This is a genomic window from Pseudocolwellia sp. AS88, from assembly GCF_030551755.1.
In the GTDB taxonomy this organism is placed as follows: domain Bacteria; phylum Pseudomonadota; class Gammaproteobacteria; order Enterobacterales; family Alteromonadaceae; genus Pseudocolwellia.
Genome location: NZ_JAUPEC010000004.1, coordinates 14,392 through 35,750, shown reverse-complemented (window position 1 = coordinate 35,750; position 21,359 = coordinate 14,392). Strand labels below are relative to the sequence as shown.

The 21,359-nt window shown below is 36.0% G+C and carries 18 protein-coding genes; 15 read left to right on the top strand and 3 right to left on the bottom strand.

What is annotated here, in order from left to right; genetic code table 11:
- The first annotated feature begins 8 nt into the window (after positions 1 to 8).
- Entirely contained in the window at positions 9 to 251 is a 243-nt protein-coding gene (locus Q5N69_RS04250; RefSeq protein WP_304367612.1) for a DUF1289 domain-containing protein, read from the top strand.
- A 140-nt stretch (positions 252 to 391) separates the two neighbouring features.
- On the opposite strand, the gene queG is transcribed toward Q5N69_RS04250, so the two are convergent.
- A complete protein-coding gene (queG, locus tag Q5N69_RS04245; RefSeq protein WP_304367611.1) occupies positions 392 to 1,558 on the bottom strand; it encodes a tRNA epoxyqueuosine(34) reductase QueG in 1,167 nt (388 codons plus the stop codon).
- Positions 1,559 to 1,772: 214 nt separating this feature from the next.
- On the opposite strand from queG, the gene tsaE reads away from it, so the two are divergent.
- From tsaE to Q5N69_RS04190, 11 genes are all read left to right on the top strand, one after another.
- Positions 1,773 to 2,288, top strand: coding sequence for a tRNA (adenosine(37)-N6)-threonylcarbamoyltransferase complex ATPase subunit type 1 TsaE (gene tsaE / locus Q5N69_RS04240; RefSeq protein ID WP_304367610.1), 516 nt, complete (start codon positions 1,773 to 1,775; stop codon positions 2,286 to 2,288).
- A 7-nt stretch (positions 2,289 to 2,295) separates the two neighbouring features.
- On the top strand, positions 2,296 to 3,618 hold the full coding sequence (locus Q5N69_RS04235; protein WP_304367609.1) for an N-acetylmuramoyl-L-alanine amidase: 1,323 nt from the start codon (positions 2,296 to 2,298) through the stop codon (positions 3,616 to 3,618).
- A gap of 5 nt (positions 3,619 to 3,623) precedes the next feature.
- Positions 3,624 to 5,597 carry a DNA mismatch repair endonuclease MutL gene (gene mutL / locus Q5N69_RS04230; RefSeq protein WP_304367608.1) on the top strand — a complete coding sequence of 658 codons (1,974 nt, stop codon included), beginning with the start codon at positions 3,624 to 3,626 and terminating at the stop codon, positions 5,595 to 5,597.
- A gap of 25 nt (positions 5,598 to 5,622) precedes the next feature.
- Positions 5,623 to 6,570: a tRNA (adenosine(37)-N6)-dimethylallyltransferase MiaA gene (miaA, locus tag Q5N69_RS04225; RefSeq protein WP_304367607.1), complete on the top strand. Its 948-nt coding sequence runs from the start codon at positions 5,623 to 5,625 to the stop codon at positions 6,568 to 6,570.
- Between the two features lie 92 nt (positions 6,571 to 6,662).
- The gene (gene hfq / locus Q5N69_RS04220; protein ID WP_304367606.1) at positions 6,663 to 6,911 is read left to right on the top strand and encodes an RNA chaperone Hfq; all 249 of its coding nucleotides are present in this window, start codon (positions 6,663 to 6,665) and stop codon (positions 6,909 to 6,911) included.
- Positions 6,912 to 7,086: 175 nt separating this feature from the next.
- On the top strand, positions 7,087 to 8,373 hold the full coding sequence (gene hflX, locus Q5N69_RS04215) for a ribosome rescue GTPase HflX (protein WP_304367605.1): 1,287 nt from the start codon (positions 7,087 to 7,089) through the stop codon (positions 8,371 to 8,373).
- Positions 8,374 to 8,416: 43 nt separating this feature from the next.
- A complete protein-coding gene (gene hflK / locus Q5N69_RS04210) occupies positions 8,417 to 9,562 on the top strand; it encodes an FtsH protease activity modulator HflK (RefSeq protein WP_304367604.1) in 1,146 nt (381 codons plus the stop codon).
- Between the two features lie 3 nt (positions 9,563 to 9,565).
- Positions 9,566 to 10,450 (top strand): protease modulator HflC, encoded by an 885-nt coding sequence (gene hflC, locus Q5N69_RS04205; protein ID WP_304367603.1) that lies wholly within the window; start codon positions 9,566 to 9,568, stop codon positions 10,448 to 10,450.
- A 369-nt stretch (positions 10,451 to 10,819) separates the two neighbouring features.
- Positions 10,820 to 12,115 (top strand): adenylosuccinate synthase, encoded by a 1,296-nt coding sequence (locus Q5N69_RS04200; protein WP_304367602.1) that lies wholly within the window; start codon positions 10,820 to 10,822, stop codon positions 12,113 to 12,115.
- A 287-nt stretch (positions 12,116 to 12,402) separates the two neighbouring features.
- A complete protein-coding gene (locus Q5N69_RS04195) occupies positions 12,403 to 13,644 on the top strand; it encodes a malic enzyme-like NAD(P)-binding protein (RefSeq protein ID WP_304367601.1) in 1,242 nt (413 codons plus the stop codon).
- A gap of 146 nt (positions 13,645 to 13,790) precedes the next feature.
- On the top strand, positions 13,791 to 14,204 hold the full coding sequence (locus tag Q5N69_RS04190) for a hypothetical protein (protein ID WP_304367600.1): 414 nt from the start codon (positions 13,791 to 13,793) through the stop codon (positions 14,202 to 14,204).
- Positions 14,205 to 14,213: 9 nt separating this feature from the next.
- On the opposite strand, the gene metJ is transcribed toward Q5N69_RS04190, so the two are convergent.
- On the bottom strand, positions 14,214 to 14,543 hold the full coding sequence (gene metJ, locus Q5N69_RS04185; RefSeq protein WP_304367599.1) for a met regulon transcriptional regulator MetJ: 330 nt from the start codon (positions 14,541 to 14,543) through the stop codon (positions 14,214 to 14,216).
- Between the two features lie 211 nt (positions 14,544 to 14,754).
- Between metJ and metB the strand changes: the two genes are divergently transcribed.
- From metB to Q5N69_RS04170, 3 genes are all read left to right on the top strand, one after another.
- Entirely contained in the window at positions 14,755 to 15,912 is a 1,158-nt protein-coding gene (gene metB / locus Q5N69_RS04180; RefSeq protein WP_304367598.1) for a cystathionine gamma-synthase, read from the top strand.
- Between the two features lie 70 nt (positions 15,913 to 15,982).
- Positions 15,983 to 18,448: a bifunctional aspartate kinase/homoserine dehydrogenase II gene (gene metL / locus Q5N69_RS04175; protein WP_304367597.1), complete on the top strand. Its 2,466-nt coding sequence runs from the start codon at positions 15,983 to 15,985 to the stop codon at positions 18,446 to 18,448.
- A gap of 93 nt (positions 18,449 to 18,541) precedes the next feature.
- On the top strand, positions 18,542 to 19,957 hold the full coding sequence (locus tag Q5N69_RS04170; RefSeq protein WP_304367596.1) for a hypothetical protein: 1,416 nt from the start codon (positions 18,542 to 18,544) through the stop codon (positions 19,955 to 19,957).
- Positions 19,958 to 20,038: 81 nt separating this feature from the next.
- Here the strand turns inward: Q5N69_RS04170 and argE are convergent, their stop codons facing one another.
- Positions 20,039 to 21,187, bottom strand: coding sequence for an acetylornithine deacetylase (argE, locus tag Q5N69_RS04165; protein WP_304367595.1), 1,149 nt, complete (start codon positions 21,185 to 21,187; stop codon positions 20,039 to 20,041).
- Between the last annotated feature and the right edge of the window lie 172 nt (positions 21,188 to 21,359).

The following is a 21,359-nucleotide window of genomic DNA, read 5'->3' as shown; positions in this document are numbered from 1 at the left end:
AGACAATCATGAGTAATAATTCAAACAAGATCAATCTGGAAACATCAGTCACAAAAAGCCCTTGTGTACTTAATTGTTGTCTAGATAAAAATGATATTTGCTTAGGTTGTTTTCGTCATATAAAAGAAATTATGGACTGGAAAAGCTTATCAAATGATGGCAAACAACAAGTATTAGACACTTGTGCAACGCGTAAAAAAGAAATGAAAAAAGTAATTGAACCTTATGTTCATCCAGCAAGAATGAGTTAATCTTGAGGGTTTTTTATTAAGCATTAGCTTGTTCAAGCATTGTTGTTAATAAAGTTAGAAGAACCGTTCCGATCTGATTATTTAACGCGAAGTGTTAACGTCTAATGTATTTCCAGTAAGTAAAAGCTAGATCATAAATTCTATGCATCTCTAGGTAAGCCTTTCTCGATACTTCTAATTAAGCGCCCTGTTAAACGTGTTTGATCTGAACCAACATTTATTACTAGGGATGCTTCTTTCTTTTTCTTATTCTGTTGGGCTAAGGCCCACTCTATATGTTCTGCAACCATAGTCGTGCTTGTAGGTAGCTTTTCATTTAAAGCCGCTATTATAGCTTCATCAAAAGCTGCATTGCCTAAAGCTATCGCTATATTACGTTGCCAGCATTCATGGCCAATTCTGCGGATAGGTGAACCTTCAGTTTTACGTAGGAAGTAAGTTTCATCCCATGAAAATAATTCTAATAATTCAATTTCGTCTAAGTTTTCACGTGCATTAAAGTCATCAGTATGTGTCGTTTTAGCAAACTTATTCCAAGGACAAATGAGTTGGCAATCATCACAACCATAAATTCGGTTTCCCATAGGTGCTCTAAATTCAACAGGAATTGCTTCTTTCAGCTCGATAGTTAAATAAGAAATACAACGGCGGGCATCGACTAAGTAAGGCTCGACAATAGCACCAGTAGGGCAAATTTTAATACACGATACGCATTTACCACATTCATTTTCAGGTGTTGTTTTTTTTGTAGGTAAAGGGATATTGACAAGAAGTTCTCCTAAAAAAAACCAAGAGCCTGCTTCTTTATTAATAATTAAACTATGTTTACCTGTCCAACCTAAACCTGCCTTTTCAGCTAAAGGGCGTTCAAGTATTGGTGCGGAATCTACAAAAGGTCGAAAATTAAAACCTTCTTCGCAATAATCGCTAATCATATTACCTAGCTGCTTTAAGCGCTTGCGCATTAATTTATGATAATCGCGACCTAATGCATATCGACTAATGTAAGCATGATTTGTTTTTTTCAAAATTTGTGCGAATTTCGCATTTGTGGGTAGGTAATCCATACGAACACTAATGCAGCTTAACGTGCCTTCTACAAGTTCGTCAGGACGAGTTCGCATAGATCCATGTCTCGCCATGTAGTCCATATTGCCGTGGTAACCTTTTGCAATCCATTGGCTAAATTTTTCTTCATGTTCAGATAAATTAACGTCAGAAAATCCTACTTGCGAAAATCCCAATTCTTCACCCCATTGTGTGATTTTTTCTGTGAGTTCAGTGTAATTGATGGAAGCAAGTGTCATGGTTAGTATTCTAGGAACTGTTTTATCTATAGGAATAGTTTATCATCGTTTTAATTAACCTGCCTAACCTGAAAGTTTGTATTGTAAAAATTGATTTTGGCTAAGTTGAACAAAAAGTTACACTTAAATAGCGATTTACCACGATAGCTATTGCGACAAAACAGCATTTAGGTAAACTATCTTTATATATAAAATATCGAAATCACTATTCGAAATGAACAAGAAAACAGACACATTACGCTATGATTTAGTTGATAGCGAAGACACTATTGCCATGGGGAATACCCTTGCACAATTGATAAAAAATGAGCTAAAAAAAGGGCTTATTGTTTATTTACATGGTGAGTTAGGCGCAGGTAAAACAACATTAACACGTGGCTTTGTTCAAGGTATGGGGCATAAAGGCAACGTGAAAAGCCCAACCTATACGCTAGTTGAACCTTATGAGTTAAACGCATGGAATGTTTATCATTTTGATTTATATCGATTAGCTGATCCTGAAGAACTTGAATATATGGGTATTCGAGATTACTTTGGAGAAAATAGTTGCTGTTTTATTGAATGGCCTGAAAAAGGCGAAGGTTTATTACCTAAACCTGATTTAATTCTTACTATTGAATATGTTGGTTCGCAACGACAAGTTACTTTAGAGTCGAAAACAGAATTATCTCAGTTATTATTAGATAAAATGTTAGAACTGCCCAGCCAACCATTTAACACTTGTTTATAGGAACTCCATGCTCTTAGCTGTAACCAAAAAACACTTTATTTTATTTATTACTTTTCTAAGCATATTTACGTCTCAAGCTTATGCAGCGAATAAAATAGAAGGTATTCGTGTATGGCCCGCGCCAGAAAGTACACGTGTTGTTTTTGATTTATCAGCAAAACCTGAGTACAAATATTTCACCTTAACTAAACCACAACGATTAGTGATTGATTTTGCCAATAGTAAATCATCTGTATCATTAAATGGTTTGTTAAAAGACGATAAACGTATCAAAGTTGTTCGCACAAGTGGCACTAAAAAAGACGGTTCAACTCGTTTAGTGTTAGAGCTTGCTGCTGATTATCAGCTGTCACTTTTTCCTTTAGCTCCTGCAGGGAGTTATGGTGATCGACTTGTTCTTGATATTTATGATAAAGATACTGAAGCAACCGTTGTTAAAAGGGAACCTGTAGTAAGCCAAAGAGATATTGTGATCGCTATTGTTGCCGGGCACGGTGGTGAAGATCCTGGCTCAATAGGTGCGCGCGGTACTTACGAAAAACGAGTTACTTTGAGCATAGCTAAAAAACTAGAACGCCTTATTAATAACCGAGCGGGTTTAAAAGCTGTAATGATCAGAACGGGTGATTATTATGTTAATCACAATAGAAAAATTGAATTGGCTCGAAAAAACAAAGCTGATTTATTAATTTCAATACATGCTGATGCATTTACATCATCTAAGCCTCATGGTGCTTCGGTTCTTGTTCAGTCTACTCGTCGTGCTAATTCTGAATTTACTCGTTGGATTGCTAATCGGCAAAAAGAATCTGAGTTACTTGGTGGTGCCGGCGAAACGATTAAAAAAACCACAGATAAGAACTTAGCCTTTACTTTAGCTGATATGAAAAAAGAACATACCATGGGAAGTAGCTACACTTTCGCAGAGCATGTTATTCAACAGTTGAAGAAAGTCACGAAAATGCATAAATCAAAGCCTGAAGGTTTAAGTTTAGCGGTATTAAAATCATCAGATATTCCTTCGGTACTTATTGAAACGGGCTTTATTTCAAACCCACAAGAAGAAAGAAACTTAACTAGTTCAACTCATCAACAAAAGCTTGCTAGAGCTATATACACCGCAGTTGATTCTTACTTTAGTAATAATCCACCTGATGGTAGCCTTTATGCCTCAACTCGTTTGCACCAACACAAAATACGTCGAGGTGAGTCGTTAAGTACAATAGCTCAACGCTATAAAGTGTCTGTCACAAGTTTAAAAAGCAAAAATAATCTCAAGTCTAATGTGATTAAAGTTGGCCAAATACTCACAATTCCCCGAGCTGAATAACCCTAATGTCTATAGAAATATTACCTGCCCAATTGGCAAACCAAATTGCAGCAGGTGAAGTTGTAGAAAGACCTGCATCTGTTATTAAAGAACTCGTTGAAAACAGTTTAGATGCTGGCGCTACCACAATTAAAATTCAAATTGAGAAAGGTGGCTCTAAACGCATAAAAATTAGCGACAATGGTAGTGGTATATCAAAAGATGAATTGTCTTTAGCCCTAAGTCGACATGCTACCAGTAAAATTAAAACCCTTAATGATCTTGAAGGTATTAGCAGTTTAGGATTTAGAGGTGAAGCTTTAGCATCTATTAGTTCAGTGTCACGACTTACTTTAACATCTAAACCTGAAAATCAAGAATCAGCATGGCAAGCTTGTGCTGAAGGTCGTGATATGGCGGTGGATATAAAACCCGCGGCACATCCAACAGGCACAACAATTGATGTACAAGATCTGTTCTTTAATACTCCTGCTAGACGTAAATTTTTACGTACTGACAAAACTGAATTTACACATATTGAAGAAGTCATCAAGCGTATTGCATTAGCTTGCTTAGATGTAACTTTTGTACTTATTCATAACGACAAATTAGTTCGTCAATACAGAGCGGCTAGTACTAAAGCTCAATGTGCTAAACGTGTCGCTCAAGTTTGTGGTCAAAAGTTTATTGAACATGCTATTGAAGTTGAATGCCAGCATGACGATTTACATTTTAGTGGTTGGTTAGCTAAGCCGAGTTTTGCTCGCAACCAAAACGACCTTTGTTATAGTTACGTTAATGGTCGTATGATGCGCGATAAATTAATTAATCATGCGATTAGACAAGCTTATAGCGATTTATTACCACCTGATACTTATCCCGCATTTGTATTGTTTTTAACGTTAAATCATCGTGATGTTGACGTAAATGTTCATCCAGCAAAACATGAAGTAAGGTTCCATCAAGGTCGATATATTCACGACTTTATTTTTTCTGTTTGTCAAAAAGCATTGCATGATGAAGGCGTGGTTCAAACCTCGTTACATGATGCTCATGATGCTCATGATGCTCATGATGCTCATGATGATGGTGTTTATGAATCAGTTAGTCAGCAACCAACACATCAAAGTAGCCAGAATAATCAACATACTCAAGTTGATAAAAGTTATATAAAGCCTCTATCGTATGTAGCTGAATCGAGTCGTGCTCAATATGCGCCATCTTATTCGACTCATCAAAATGATAGACCATCGGCAAAACAACAAAATGCTTATTATCAATTAATGACTAATGATGCTGAACATTCAAATGATGAGCTTTCAAGATCAAATACTTTAAATGATAGTGCTAATAATACTCGTGCAGAAGGTTCACATGTAAGTGAAAACTCTCATCCTGAAGGTGCTTTAGCAACTAATCATTCGACAAATATATTAGATAATGTGCTCGAGAATCTTTCTGTGCTTCATCTTGTGCAAGAAAATTATGCCCTTGTACTATTGAATAAAGAATTAAGGCTATTATCTTTAGTGAAGCTAGATGCTGATGTTTTTACTGGTGAGTTACAGCCAAAATGGGAGGTAGGTTTTGTTAGCCAGCCTCTATTGTTACCGGTGAAAATTGAGTTAGATAAGATTAAGTTACAATTTTTAGAATCAAATCAATCATACTTTGAGCGTTTAGGAATTATTGTCAATGTGGTAAACAATAATTCGGTTCAAATTAGACAGTTTCCTGCGCTTTTACGTAATAAAGATGTCGCTAGTAGCTTTTCACAAATTATAGATACCCTATTTAATTTGAATGAAGCTAATGAGCTAAAGGAAGCGGACTGGCTATTAGCTATTATTTCATTATTACAACCAAGTAGTTATACAACAGAAATTATCCAGGCGTTGTTTATTCGATTAAAAAATTCACAACCAAATGTAATAGATCAATTACTCCTCTTGAATTCTACTCCTGTAGACCTTACATATGAATTAAAGCAACTGATGTAACTTACCTTTAAATGATGGCGTTAAAATGACACAAAGCACAACAGATACAAATACATCATTACCCATCATTTGTATTATGGGACCAACAGCTTCAGGTAAAACAGCTTTAGCAATGGGGCTACAAGATCACTTGCCTGTAGACATTATTAGTGTTGATTCCGCATTAGTTTACAAAGATATGGACATCGGCACAGCTAAACCGACAGCTGAAGAGCTAGCTGCATATCCACATCAATTAATTAATATGATAGATGCAGCTGAAAGTTACTCTGCGTCTGATTTTTGTAGTGATGCATTGAAAGCTATAGAGCAATCACATCAAAATAATAGAATTCCAGTGCTTGTTGGTGGAACTATGATGTACTTTAAAAGTCTGATAGAAGGGATATCGCCTTTACCAGCAGCTGATGCTCAAGTAAGAAAAGATATTGAAGCTGAAGTTGCCGAAAAAGGTTGGGATGCTCTACACCAAGAACTAACAGAGATAGACCCTGTGTCTGCGGCAAGAATACACAAGAATGATCCACAACGACTATCCCGTGCGCTAGAAGTTTATCGCATAACAGGAAAAACGTTAACGGAATTAACGGCAGTTAAAGGTGATGTTTTGAAAGGCAATGTATTACAGTTTGCCTTAACACCTAAAGACCGAAGCATTCTACATGATAGAATCGAACTGCGATTTAAGCAAATGATCGCTCAAGGTTTTGAAAACGAGGTCGTTAAGCTAAGAGAGCGATCAGATTTACATATTGATTTACCTTCTATTAGATGTGTCGGTTATCGTCAAATGTGGCAATATTTAGATGGAGATTATGATCACGAAGAAATGATTTTTAAAGGCGTATGTGCAACGCGTCAGCTAGCGAAACGTCAACTAACTTGGCTGCGTAGCTGGGAAAAAGCAGTTAACCTTACGATGGAAGATGAATCTAATTTGCAACAAATTATATCAATCGTAAAAAAACTTTAAATATTGATGTATAATTAATAACTTGGCTGAAAGTCAGCTATAATTTACAGAAATAAAAATAACTTACACAAAAATAACAAGAGGGCCACAAAATGGCAAAGGGGCAATCGTTACAAGACCCGTTTTTGAATGCTTTACGTCGTGATCGCATTCCTGTAGCAATATACTTAGTTAATGGTATAAAATTACAAGGACAAGTTGAATCATTTGATCAATTCGTAATTTTACTTAAAAACACAGTAAGCCAAATGGTTTACAAACACGCAATATCTACTGTAGTTCCTTCACGTGCTGTGAATACTGCTCCAGTAGCTTCTGAATCATCAGATTCACAAGATTAATGAAGTTAATTGTTAAAATTGTTGTAGATATTCGAAACTTGAAGACTCGCTGTAGAATTGAATATATTAATTTATCCAAAATTTCCTTCAAAAAACTCAGTTGAACATTATTAAATGATAATGATTTCTGAGTTTTTTTCTTGTAGCTATAATCTAATAAACAGGTGCTTTTCAATTGTTTGATCGTTACCAAGCTGGCGAACAAGCCGTACTTGTTCATGTCGACTTTCCTGATGATAATGCTCGTGAAGACTTACAAGAGTTTGAAATGCTTGTAAGTTCTGCGGGTGTTTCGGCGTTAACTGTTGTTAAAGGAAAGCGCGACAAACCTCATACAAAGTTTTTTGTAGGTAGTGGTAAAGTTGAAGAAATAGCTGAAGCTGTTCGTTTATTCGAAGCTAATGTTATTTTATTTAACCATACGCTATCTCCTTCCCAAGAAAAGAATATTGAAGCGTTTTGTCAGTGCCGTGTTATTGATAGAACCACACTTATACTCGATATCTTTGCGCAAAGAGCGCGTACACATGAAGGTAAGTTGCAAGTTGAATTAGCGCAGCTTAGACACATGAGTACTCGACTTATCCGAGGCTGGACTCACTTAGAAAGACAAAAAGGTGGTGTTGGCTTAAGAGGTCCAGGGGAAACTCAGTTAGAAACTGATAGACGTTTATTACGTGAGCGTATGACCAATATTCGCAAACGTTTAGAAAAAGTAGAACGCCAAAGACAACAAGGCCGTCGAGCAAGAACTCGAGCGGAAATTCCTACAATTTCACTAGTAGGTTATACCAACGCAGGCAAATCTACATTATTTAATCACATTACTAATGCTGATGTTTATGCTGCTGATCAATTATTCGCAACACTCGATCCAACCTTAAGAAAAATTGAGGTTGAAGATGTTGGTCGAGTAATTCTGGCGGATACTGTTGGTTTTATTAGACATTTACCTCATGATCTTGTTGATGCTTTTAAAGCAACATTAACAGAGACTCGTGAAGCTGAATTGCTTTTACATGTAATTGATATTGCAGATGAAAGACGTTCTGAAAATATAGACGAAGTTCAACATGTATTAGATGAAATTGAAGCGGGCGATGTACCACAATTATTAATTTGTAATAAAATTGATAAGTTAGATGATATTGAGCCTCGAATCGATAGAGATGATACAGGTATGCCAATACGCGTGTGGCTTTCAGCTCATGCAGGTGTTGGAATTGAACTCTTGTTTGAAGCCTTAGCTGAGCGTTTAGGCAGAGAAATTGTTACACAAAAGCTAACAATACCCCCTCATGAAGGGAAATTACGTGGTATTTTATATACCTTAAATTGCATTACTGATGAATCATATGACGATCAGGGGAACTGTCTACTAGAGATAAAGTTGCCTAGTCGTGAATGGAATAGATTATTAAAACAAGAAAAGGCTTCAATTGAAGGCTTTATCATAGATTAACAGACTGATATATTAGCAGCAATTGTATTTACTGGAGAGCAACATGGCTTGGAATGAACCGGGGAAAGATGATAAAGACCCCTGGAAAAATAAAGGTGGCAACAATCAAGGTCCACCTGACTTAGACGATTTATTTAAAGATTTAAGTAAAAAATTTGGCGGTATATTTGGTGGTAAATCATCAAATGGTAAGCCAGGTAAAAATTTCTCCAGTATTGGTATTAGTCTTGCGCTAATCGTTGCAATACTTGTTTATGTATTTAGTGGTTTTTATACCATTAAAGAAGCTGAGCAAGGTATTGTATTACGATTTGGTCAATACACCGGTAATGTAGAACCTGGTCTTCGTTGGAAATGGACATTTATTGACAGAGTTATTCCTGTTGATATCCAAACCACACGAAACTTACCTGCTTCAGGCTTTATGTTAACGCAAGATGAAAATGTTGTACGTGTAGAAATGCAAATACAATATCGTGTAGTTAATGCACGTAATTATATCTTTAGTGTAACAGATGCTGATGACAGCTTAAGTCAATCATTAGATAGCGCATTACGTTATGTTGTAGGTCATTCAAAAATGGATGATGTATTAACAAGTGGTCGTGAAATTGTAAGACAAGCGGTTTGGACTGAATTGGAAGGCATTATTGAACCATACAACTTAGGTTTAATTGTTGTTGATGTTAACTTTAAAGATGCACGTCCTCCTGAAGAAGTTAAAGATGCATTCGATGATGCTATTTCAGCACAAGAAGATGAAGTTCGTTATTTACGTGAAGCAGAAGCTTATGCACGTGGTATTGAGCCAATCGCTCGTGGTCGAGTTAAGCGTATGGAACAAGAAGCTTTAGCTTATAAAGAGCAAATTGTTTTAGATGCGGAAGGTGATGTAGCTAAATTTAATAAACTACTTCCTGAATATCAAGCTGCTCCTATCGTTACAAGAGAACGTATGTACCTTGCGACAATGGAAAAAGTATACGCTAACACAAGTAAAGTTATGGTTGATGTAGATGGTGGTAATAACATGATGTATTTACCATTGGATAAAATTATCCAAAACCAATCATCGCAGTCTAATGGTGTAACGTCGCAACCTAATATTCAACAGCCAGTATCAACTAGCTCACAAACTACTACAACGAATAGTAACCGAGCTGACCGTTTTAATAGTGGGAGAAACTAAGCGATGAAAAACTTTATTATTGCTATTGTGGCACTATTATTTTTACTAACGGTTTCTTCTGTGTTTGTTGTTTCTGAAGGGCAACGCGGTATTGTATTTCAATTTTCTAAAATTAAAAGAGATGCAGCTACCGGTGATATGCTGGTCTATGATCCAGGTCTTCATTTGAAATTTCCGTTTATTAACACGGTTAAGAAAATTGATGCTCGTATACAAACTCTTGATGAAGGCGCAGATCGTTTTGTTACTTCAGAGAAGAAAGATGTAATTGTTGATTCATTTGTTAAGTGGCGTATTGTAGATTTTTCTACGTATTACTTACGTACAACTGGCTCAATCGATAATGCAAGAGCGCTTTTAAAACAGAAAGTAAATAATGGTTTAAGAACTGAGTTTGGTTCAAGAACAATTAAAGAAATTGTTTCTGGCGATCGTGACTCTATTATGGAAAAAGCACTTGTTAGTGCTAAAAGTAGTAGAGAAGATTTAGGTATCGAAGTGATTGACGTAAGAATTAAAGCGATAAACCTACCTGCAGAGGTAAGTGCATCAATTTATGACCGTATGCGTGCTGAGCGAACTGCTGTGGCCAAAGAACATCGTTCTCAAGGTCAAGAGCAATCAGAAATCATTCGTGCAACTATCGATGCAAAAGTAACAGTAATGTTAGCTGAAGCTCAAAAGAACTCTTTTGAAATTCGAGGTAGTGGTGATGCTTTAGCTGCTAAAGTTTATGCAGACTCTTATACTCAAGATGCAGACTTTTACAAGTTCTTCAGAAGCCTAGAGGCTTATGAGAACAGCTTTAACAGTAAGAATGACATCATGGTTATAAAACCTGATAGTGACTTCTTCCATTACTTAAAGAACCCAGCATCAGCTAAATAACACTAAGTTATCGTTAATGCTATTAAAGGCCATGAATTATCATGGCCTTTTTTTATATCTAAAATTCGTGCTTGTCTGGCAATTATTTACTTAACCTCAGCGCGGAACTATTTTTATTCATTTTCTATATTTCTGCAAAATTAGACTTATTTATTAGTAAACTCCAACTTATCTCAATAAAGTTAAATATAGTTATTCTGACTGATTTACCTCTTAACCTGTTCAATTTAAAAGTTATAACCTTTAATTCTAATAAATATTATTTTGTTTATTTTATCATCTTCGTGAAAAGAGCCATTTAGTACTTGGACTGTGTTTTCATATTTGATAGAATCCTCGCCTAATTTTTTCTATTAAAAATTTTCTAACATGGGTAAAAACGTTGTAGTTCTAGGCACTCAATGGGGTGACGAAGGTAAAGGTAAGGTAGTTGACTTACTTACAGATAAAGCTAAATACGTAGTTCGTTATCAAGGTGGGCACAATGCGGGTCACACTTTAGTAATCGACGGTCAAAAAACAGTATTACATTTAATACCATCAGGTGTTTTACGTGAAAACGTGAAATGTTTAATTGGTAACGGTGTTGTTTTATGTCCAAAAGCATTAATGACTGAAATCGGCATGTTAGAAGAACGCGGTGTACCGGTTAGAGAGCGTCTATTAATTAGTGATGCTTGTCCTCTAATTCTTCCTTATCACAACGCTTTAGATGCAGCACGTGAAATTGCCCGCGGTAATAAGCCGATTGGTACTACAGGTCGTGGTATTGGTCCAGCGTATGAAGATAAAGTAGCGCGTAGAGGTTTACGTGTTGGTGATCTTATTAATGCTGAGACATTTGCTGAAAAGTTAAAAGAAATTATGGAATACCATAACTTTGCATTAACTCAGTATTATAAAGTTGAAGCGGTAAGCTACGAAGAAGTACTTGCTGATGCATTAGCGGTTCGTGAAGTTATTATCAATATGATTGCTGACATCCCAGAACTTTTAGACCAATCGCGTAAAGCAGGCGAGTCTATTATGTTTGAAGGTGCACAAGGTACATTATTAGATATCGATCACGGTACATACCCTTATGTAACTTCATCTAATACAACAGCGGGTGGTGTTTCTACTGGTTGTGGTTTTGGTCCTCGTAACCTTGATTATATTCTAGGTATTACGAAAGCTTACACTACACGTGTAGGTTCAGGTCCATTCCCTACAGAATTAGATGACGAAATAGGTGAGCACTTAGGAACTGTAGGCCATGAATTTGGTGCTACTACAGGTCGTGAGCGTCGTTGTGGTTGGTTTGACGCTGTAGCAATGCATCGTGCCGTTCAAATTAATAGTATCACAGGCTTTTGCTTAACTAAGCTTGACGTACTAGATGGTTTGAAAGAACTTAAAATCTGTACAGGTTATAAAAAACCTTCAGGAGAAATCATTACTGTTTCTCCAACAGCTGCAGAAGGCTACGAAGAAATTACACCAGTTTATGAAACTCTACCAGGTTGGAGTGAAAAAACTGCAGGTGTAACTAAGCGTGAAAATCTTCCAGCTAACGCTATTGCTTACATTAAGCGTATTGAAGAAGTTACAGGTGTTCCGGTTGATATTATCTCTACGGGTCCAGACCGTAACGAAACGATTATTTTAGTTAATCCGTTTGAATAATAGATAAATTATTATTTATCCCAAAAAAGTCACTCAATAGAGTGGCTTTTTTTATGCCTGAAATTTTTAAAAGTAAACTCAAAAGTCTTATAAATAAAAGCCCGTATTGAGAGTAAAGTTATAACTATGGGTTCTATAGAGCTTATAAGTATTGTTTATAGTGAAACACTATTTAAATTACAAAGTCATTGGCGATTTTTCGTGTTATTTTATCTGCATAATAATAAACCGTAATTCCATTATCTTGGTATGTAACTTTACATCTAACATTTATATTAGGACTTTCAATGACAGACTTTCGCCAACAAGCACTTGATTATCACCAGTACCCAACTCCAGGTAAAATTAGTGTAGAACTGACTACAGCAGCTGAAACTAGTTTAGACTTATCATTAGCTTATAGTCCTGGTGTAGCCGAACCGGTCAGGGAAATTGCGAATAATCCTGATGATGTTTACAAATATACAGGCAAAGGAAATACCGTTGCTGTCATTACTAATGGCACAGCGATTTTGGGGTTAGGTAATTTAGGTCCGATGGCGTCAAAGCCTGTAATGGAAGGTAAAGCTTTATTATTTAAACGTTTTGCCAACATCAACTCTTTCGATATTGAAGTAAAACATAATACGGTTGAAGAGTTTATCAGTACGGTAGCAAATATTGCTGATAGCTTTGGCGGCATTAATTTAGAAGATATTAAAGCACCTGAATGTTTTGTTATTGAAAAAGCTTTAATTGAGCGTTGTAAAATACCTGTATTTCATGATGATCAACATGGTACAGCGATAGTCACGGCTGCAGGTATGATCAATGCATTAGAAGTACAAGGTAAAGATATATCATCAGCCCGTATTGTTTGTTTAGGTGCCGGTGCTGCAGCTATTGCTTGTATGGAGCTTCTTATTAAATGTGGAGCTCAGCGTGAACAAATATACATGCTAGACACCAAGGGTGTTATTCATACCCGACGCGATAATTTAAATGAATACAAAAAACTATTCGCTAATAATACCGATAAAAGAACATTAGAAGATGCAATTGATGGTGCTGATGTATTTGTTGGTGTTTCAGGGCCCAATTTATTAACGGCCGAGCACGTAAAAATGATGGCAGCCAATCCTGTAATATTTGCCTGTTCAAACCCTGATCCAGAAATAAAACCTGAACTCGCTCATGAAGCCCGAAAAGATCTTATTATAGCGACAGGTCGCTCAGATTATCCTAACCAAGTAAATAACGTTTTATGTTTCCCATTTATTTTTCGTGGTGCATTAGATGTTCGTGCTAGAACAATCAATGATGAAATGAAAATTGCTGCAGTTCATGCAATAAGAGCGTTAGCTAAAGAAGAAGTACCACAAGCTGTACTCGATGCAAGTGGAGTAAGTAGCTTAGTATTTGGTAAAGAATACATTATACCTAAGCCTATGGATCCGCGTTTATGTGCTAACGTAGCTCGTGCAGTAGCCAAAGCTGCGGTTGATTCAGGTGTAGCGGCGCTAGAATACCCAGAAAACTACATGCTTTAATCAACCCAATGTGGTTAAAGTCGTAAATGTAATAAAAGGGCGTAAGCCCTTTTTTTATAGTTAAATATCACTCTTCCAGAAACTCGCATCTCTATCTGGTATGAGTATAATGGAGTGATATGTATATCAATTGAAAGTATTGAATAATGGAAGAATCGCTACCTATAACAATTAGTGCAAGTGAAAGCTTAACGAAGCGTTATAACAAGTTAACGAGTGTTGTGAATAAGCAAGAAGCTCAGGTTAATTTTCAAACGTTAGCGGCAGGTTGGTATGAAGATGAAGACAAGATCACCCATATTGAAATGCTATTAGTTGGCAACGATGAATATCTTCAGCAATTAGCAACTGATAATAGTGGCGATATAACTGAGATATCTGATGATGTTATGCTCTACATTAATCAAACACAATTAAAGTGTATTATCGCGATAACAGATGTTGAAATGGAATTATTAGATAAAGAGCCTAAAGTATTATCAGGCTATATATCAATTAAAATGAAGAAAGTGATCAACGAGATTGCTGAAAAACAAGGGTTACTTACGTTACCCTTATGAGTTCCTTACTTATTCATCTTCTGTTTCATAAGCGCTAAAGTCAGTAATGCCTTTGGCTTCAAGTATTTTACGAACACTTGCAGGTAACTTCTCGTTATTGTCTTTAGCTAAATCGTTATCATCAGGTAAAGGTTGGCCAGTAAAAGCATGTAAGAATGCTTCACATAATAATTCACTGTTAGTTGCATGGCGAAGGTTGTTAACTTGGCGACGAGTTCTCTCATCAGTTAACACCTTAAGAACACGTAAAGGGATAGATACTGTGATCTTCTTTACTTGCTCGCTTTTTTTCCCGTGTTCGGCGTATGGATTAATATACTCGTCATTCCACTCTGCCATAAGTTCTACACCTTTTATAAAGAAACATGTTATTGAAGGTAAAAATCAATTACATAGATAATAAACCAATTTTACTGTTTGTGAGCCTTGAGTCAATAACGAATGTGTAGAAGTTTAGATGTCTAAAATTTCTTGACCAAATATAGTAAACCGTTTAGAGTTTTAGACATCTAAACATCTATTTGAAAATATATGCACAGCTGGAGTCAAAATGACCAAAAAAAGTATGGCAACAATAGCGGCAAGGGCTGGTATTAATAGCGATAAACAACATGTTGGCGTAGTGCCAGCAATACATTTATCAAGTACGTATGCTTTAAAAGGCTTTAATGAAAAGCGTGATTATGATTATTCACGTACTGGCAATCCAACACGTTCAACATTTGCTGGAGCTGTAGCTGAACTTGAAGAAGGTACCAAAGGTATAGTAACCAGCACTGGTATGGCTGCAGTGCATTTAATTTGCCAATTACTAACAACAGATGATTTGTTAGTTGTACCTCATGACTGTTACGGTGGTAGTTATAGATTATTTACCCACCTTGCGAAGAAAGGCAATTTTAAACTTATTATTGTTGATCAAAATGACGATGCTGCTTTAGCTGAAGCTTTTGCACAAAAACCTAAGTTGGTATTAATCGAGTCGCCAAGTAATCCATTATTACGCATTGTTGATATTGAAAAAGTAACAAAAGCAGCACACGAAGTAGGAGCATTGGTTGCGGTAGACAATACATTTATGTCGCCATTACTTCAAAAACCATTACTTTTGGGTGCTGATATCGTTTTCCATTCAACAACTAAATATATTAATGGTCATAGTGACGTTGTGGGTGGCGTGCTAGTGACTAAAGATGAAGCTTTAGGTGATGAGTTAGCATGGTGGGCAAACTGTATTGGTATTACAGGGTCGCCGTTTGATAGTTACTTGGCCTTACGTGGCTTAAAAACTTTACCTGTAAGAATGAGACAACATCAAATAAATGCAGATAAAATAGCAAACTTTTTAAATGAAAATGATGCGGTAGAGGCGGTGTATTATCCCGGATTAGCTGATCATCCCGGCTACGAGATTGCTAAGAAGCAGCAAGTAAGCGCTGGCGCAATGATGAGTTTTGAAGTTAAAGGTGGCGTAGAAGCGGTTAAGAAATTATTTGAAAGCTTAAACATGTTTACCTTAGCACAATCGTTAGGCGGAGTTGAGAGCTTAATTAGTCATCCATCAACCATGACTCATGCAGGTATGGAAATATCAGCACAATTAGAAGCAGGTATAACTCAGTCGTTAGTACGTCTTTCTGTAGGTATAGAATACGTAGACGATTTAATCGAAGATTTAAAGCAGGGGCTTTTAGCCTGCCAAAAATAATAACCACTTATCTACAGTTGTTAACGCTAAAAATAAACAGCTGTAGAATTAAATATTCTTGTTGGTATAAATGAAATCAGTAAACGCAATAGAACAGCTAGTGAGTGAAAATAATCAGTTAGCAAAGCACGCAATTCATGTACATAAGTTTGGTGGTAGTAGTTTAGCCAGTGTCGAGTGTATTGAGCGTGTTGTTAATATTATTAAAAATCACTGTAAGATTAACGACTTTGTTGTGGTTTCAGCTAATGGTAAAACTACTGATGCTCTTGTTAATATATATCAACAAGCTCTCGATGTTTCGTCTGAACTTGAGGCTTCTATTGAAGCACTTCAAGTTGCTCAACGACTGTTAATTAATACTTTACTTAAAAGTCACTCAGCGCAATTAATTACTCTGCTTGAACAAGATATTGAATTACTAAAAAGCTGGGTTGTAAATACTCGTACCAATGATAAACATATCGCAAAGAACGAAGCTAACATTCTTGCCTTAGGTGAATTATGGTCTGCGCGTTTATTGTCTGCAGTTTTAAGTGAGCGGGTTTGTCCAAGTTATTTTGTTGATTCACGCGACTTTCTTGTTGTTAATAACGACCAAGATTGCGTGGTTGACGACAGTTTAAGTCAGCAACAGTTTTCTCGTTTATTACAAGGCGATAAATTAGCCGTAGTTACAGGTTTTATTGCTAAGAATGCTGCAGGCTATAACTGCACTTTAGGTCGAAATGGTAGCGACTACTCAGCAACGATTGTCGCTTCATTAATAGGGGCGTTAAATGTTACTTTGTGGACCGATGTTGATGGCATTTATAGTGCTGATCCACGTATTGTTCCATTAGCAAGAAAGCTTAATCGTTTACCTAACGGTGTAGCAAAAGAATTAGGTCGTTTGGGTAATCCAGTATTGCATGCTAAAACTCTTCAGCCTTTAGAAAATCACAGTACCCATTTACATATTGCCAGTAGCTTCGATCCTAATACCAGCGGCACTGAAGTAGGGCGCTTTGGCCAAATTGCTAAGTCTGAATTATCTGTTACCTATCTTAATGATTTAATCATCGCCAAATCAATCAGTTTAACTGGATCATACGGCGAGCAAGCGATTAAACAATTTTCAGCTATTTGTTCTGATATCAATGCAGGTTTTATTGTTATTACGCAAAACAAACAAAAAGCTTTGAGCCAATGGTTAGCAAGCCATGATACTGAAGTGTCTTTCACTCCGGTTTCTATTATCGCTATTGTGGGTCATGAAGTAGCAAAACACGGTGATGTAAAAGCCCGATTTAAACGCGCATTAAAAAATTATCAAACTATGCACTTAGTTAGCTCAACGAATGAACATAGTTTAATTGCTGTTTTACCTCATGTTTGTACGGGCGAGACAGTGAACAATGTTCATCATGATATGACAAAAGATGCACGTCACATTGGTGTTGTTATTGCCGGTGTTGGTAATATTGGTGAACGATTTATAGAAATGTTACCTGCACAAATGGATCGCATTCCTGCGCTTGAAAATGTTCATCTTGTTGGCTTAGTTAGCTCTAAAAAAGCCATCATTAGTCGCGATGGGATTGATGTAACACAAGCTTATGAACTTTTTCAAAAAGAGGCAACGCCATACAAGACAGAAGATTTATTGTCGTGGTTAGCTAATCATCCGTACGATGAATTAATTGTTGTTGATATTACCCCGAGTGAAGACTTTAGTTTGCTATACCAAGAGTTTTTTGAAAAAGGTATTCATGTTATTGGTGCGAATAAGTGGGCAGCTTCTTCATCAACAGAACATTATAATCAGCTGCTTAATATAGCAAAGAAAAATCATTGTTTATGGTTAGGTAATACAACGGTTGGTGCAGGTTTACCTATTAATTTTGCCATTGATAATTTGTTAGAGTGTGGCGATTCAATTAAAGAAATATCGGGTGTTTTTTCAGGAACCTTATCTTGGTTATTTGAAACTTATGATGGTGATGTGCCTTTTTCTGAATTGTTAACATTAGCTTTATCTCAAGGCATCACAGAACCAGATCCTCGCGAAGATTTATCAGGTCGAGATGTACAACGTAAATTATTAATTTTAGCGCGTTTAGCTGGATTTGAATTAGCATTGGAAGATATTGATTGCCAGAATTTAGTACCTAGACCCCTTCAAGAGATATCAACACAAGAATTTTTAGATAATGTAGAGCAACTTGATAGCTACTTTGCCGATAAGCTTGAAAAAGCAAATAGTCAGAATGGGTGTATACGTTATGTTGCAGCCTTTACTTGTGATAATAATAAGATTAAAGCTAAAGTGAGTTTAGAAATATTACCTAAAACAGATGCTTTTGCTAATTTAACACCGGGTGATAATATTTTTAAAATTATTAGCCAATGCTATCAAGATAACCCTCTAATTATTAGAGGTGCTGGTGCAGGGAGAGATGTTACATCAGCTGGCTTACATTCTGATTTAGCTATTATATGTAAACGATTAGCTCATAGAAAACAGCCAGTAAAACTTAAAGGTATTCAACAATAAATTTAATAAAATTATTACCTTACTTGTTTTTTTGAATATATTTACTAACCTTAAAGTAATAAAAAATTTAGAGTTTTTTATTTTGTGTAATAAATGTCACTGAATACTCATCAAGATACAAATTTTACTAAGAGTGTGAAAAACCTTTCACAACAAATTTTTGGTAAAAATCCTAAAAAAGAATCTATGCTTCAATTAGCGATAGGGTATTTTAACACCCTAGATCCCTTGCAAGTTGTAGCAAAAGAATTACCTGAGAAAGCTAAAAATAATACAAAGCGTAGGATCAAAGATAAACCTGATGAGTCTGTAAAAAAAGAGATTGCTAGAGAGCAGCGATACATTCATCTAGACCACCTTTGTCGAGATATCTTGCTTCTATCTGAAGGAGCTACTTTCGCAGAAGATAATCGAAAATCAGCACAATTACTAGCAACAATAGAATTACTAAGCCCTAGCGATGTAAGTAGAATACCTTTATCAAATGAACTTAATAAACCTCTTTATAAAGCGGTATTGTGTTTAAGAGTATTAGACCGACTGTGTATTGATAACTCAATTTCGGAACCTTATATTAAAGAACGTTTGGCCGATATCCCTCCTGAAAACTATGCTCGTTTTGAGTCAATTGATCCTATAGCTCATAAAAAGTTTGTTGAGGAAGTAAAAATCCCTTTGATAAAGGCTGCTTTACTACAAGATATTGGAAATAATCATCCTGATGCGCAGTTAATATTGAGAGGGGAAGATGGCAAAGAAGATCCCTTTAGAGTACTAAATGTAGAAGATAGAAAAAACTTACTGCAAATCGATTACCGAGAAACAATAAAATACCTTGTTGAAGGTATAGGTGTCGCTAGATACACAGGTAATTTAAGAGAAGAAAGAGACTCTTTTGATAAAAAAGAAAAACATAAATTACTTTTTATTAAAACTTTATTAAAAGGCAGTATTAACCCTAAGAAAGGTATAGGGAATTTACTTAAAGTTCCTCAGATTTATACTTCAATTATTTTATCAACGAAATCAAACTACAATTATGCTCTTTTACCTAAGGTCTATCAGGTACTGTATAAAAATGCTGAGAAAGGTGTTTGCCAGCGTACTGTTGTTGACGCCATGCAAATTATAACGGGTAATTTCCCTTTGGGGTATGGGGTTACATATCTTTCTGAAAACACCCAAGGCGATAAACAGTATTGCTATGAATATGCCATCGTTAAGGGGTTATATCCCGATGATCCTGACAGTCCTATTTGTAGAACTGCTACACGTAATTTGTCTTTTATCTCTTTTGGGCAAGATATTGTTGTATCTAAAGAGCGTAATTTGCACTTTACCGAGGTATCTAAAAAGCTAACCATGATAGATAAGGTTAGACTTAATAAGATTTTAAGTTTGTTATCTTCTAATTATACAGAGCGGAGCAAAGAAGATTTGATCCCGCGTTATTGGCTGGCGAATGAATACTTCACCAGTAAAGCTCATCAAAACCTTTGGAACAAATAAGTTAAGTTCTTTAGCTGTTGAGGGATGAGCTTTGACGAGCCCAAATTAATAAAAGAAAGCCTTTCGAACAAGCCTTTAACTTTACAAACAGAATTTATTTATCATTTGAGTAAGTAACTTCTCTGTTTTAGTTATTTCTGACAAAGCTAGAAACTCATTAGGTTGGTGTGCTTGGTCTATAGAGCCAGGACCCATTACTATTGTTTGGCAACCTAATTCCTGAATAAATGGTGCTTCAGTCGCATAATTTACTGCACAGCACTTATGACCAGAGAAGTGTTCAGCTGTTTCTATCAAATCGCTTGGTTGGCTTTGTTCAAAGCTTGGTGAGCTTGGGTGTAATTCATTAACCTTGATCCTTCCTGGGTATTTCTCAGCCAAAGGTTTCAAAATATCAGTTAGACATGTGATCAACTCTTCATCTGCCATACCCGGTAACGAACGCATATCGATATCTAGATCACAATGACCACATATTCTATTGGCATTATCGCCACCTTTAATTGCACCTAAATTTAATGTTGGCGAAGAAACATCAAAATGCGTATTTTTATAGTTTGTTGATAGCTGTTCTTTTAATGTAAGCAGTGCGCCAATAACCTGGTACATTATTTCAATCGCGTTAACACCTAAACTTGGTTTACTTGAATGGCCAGATTGACCTTCAACACTAATACGATGAGACATATGTCCCTTGTGCATAACAATAGGAACTAAATTCGTAGGTTCACCAATAATAGCGACATCAGGTTTAATGTCTTGAGATTCTGAAAAGAAACGAGCACCCGCCATTGTTGTTTCTTCATCAGCTGTTGCAAGTATATATAAAGGTTTTTTCAGCATGCTAGAGTTTAAATCTTTACAAGCTTGAAGAATAAAAGCAAAAAAGCCTTTCATATCACATGTACCTAAGCCAAAAAATTTATCATCTTTCTCAATAATAGCGAAAGGATCTGACTGCCATCTGTTTTCATCAAAAGGCACAGTATCACTATGCCCAGCGAGTAATAAACCACCTTCACCAGAACCTAGTTTTGCCAATAAATTGTATTTATCACGTGTATTGGGTACTTTTTGAATAGTAATGCTGAAACCTAAAGCTTCAAACCAACCGGCTAATAAATGAATTATTTCTTTATTCCCTTGATCCCATTTTTCTTGAGTTGAGCTTATAGATGGGCTAGAGATTAATTCTTTCAGTGCTGTAGTAAAATTAGGCAATTTTTTCATACGATTTATCTTAAATGTTTTTCATGGGTAGTTATGTTGATTTATTGCATAACTAGTTATCGAGTGATAACATGTTTCTTTAGTGTAGATAACCTAGATCAATAACGCTATTTAAAAATATAAAGAGAAACCTTATCTCCTTTCATGTTTTTCAAAATACTTATTTAACATC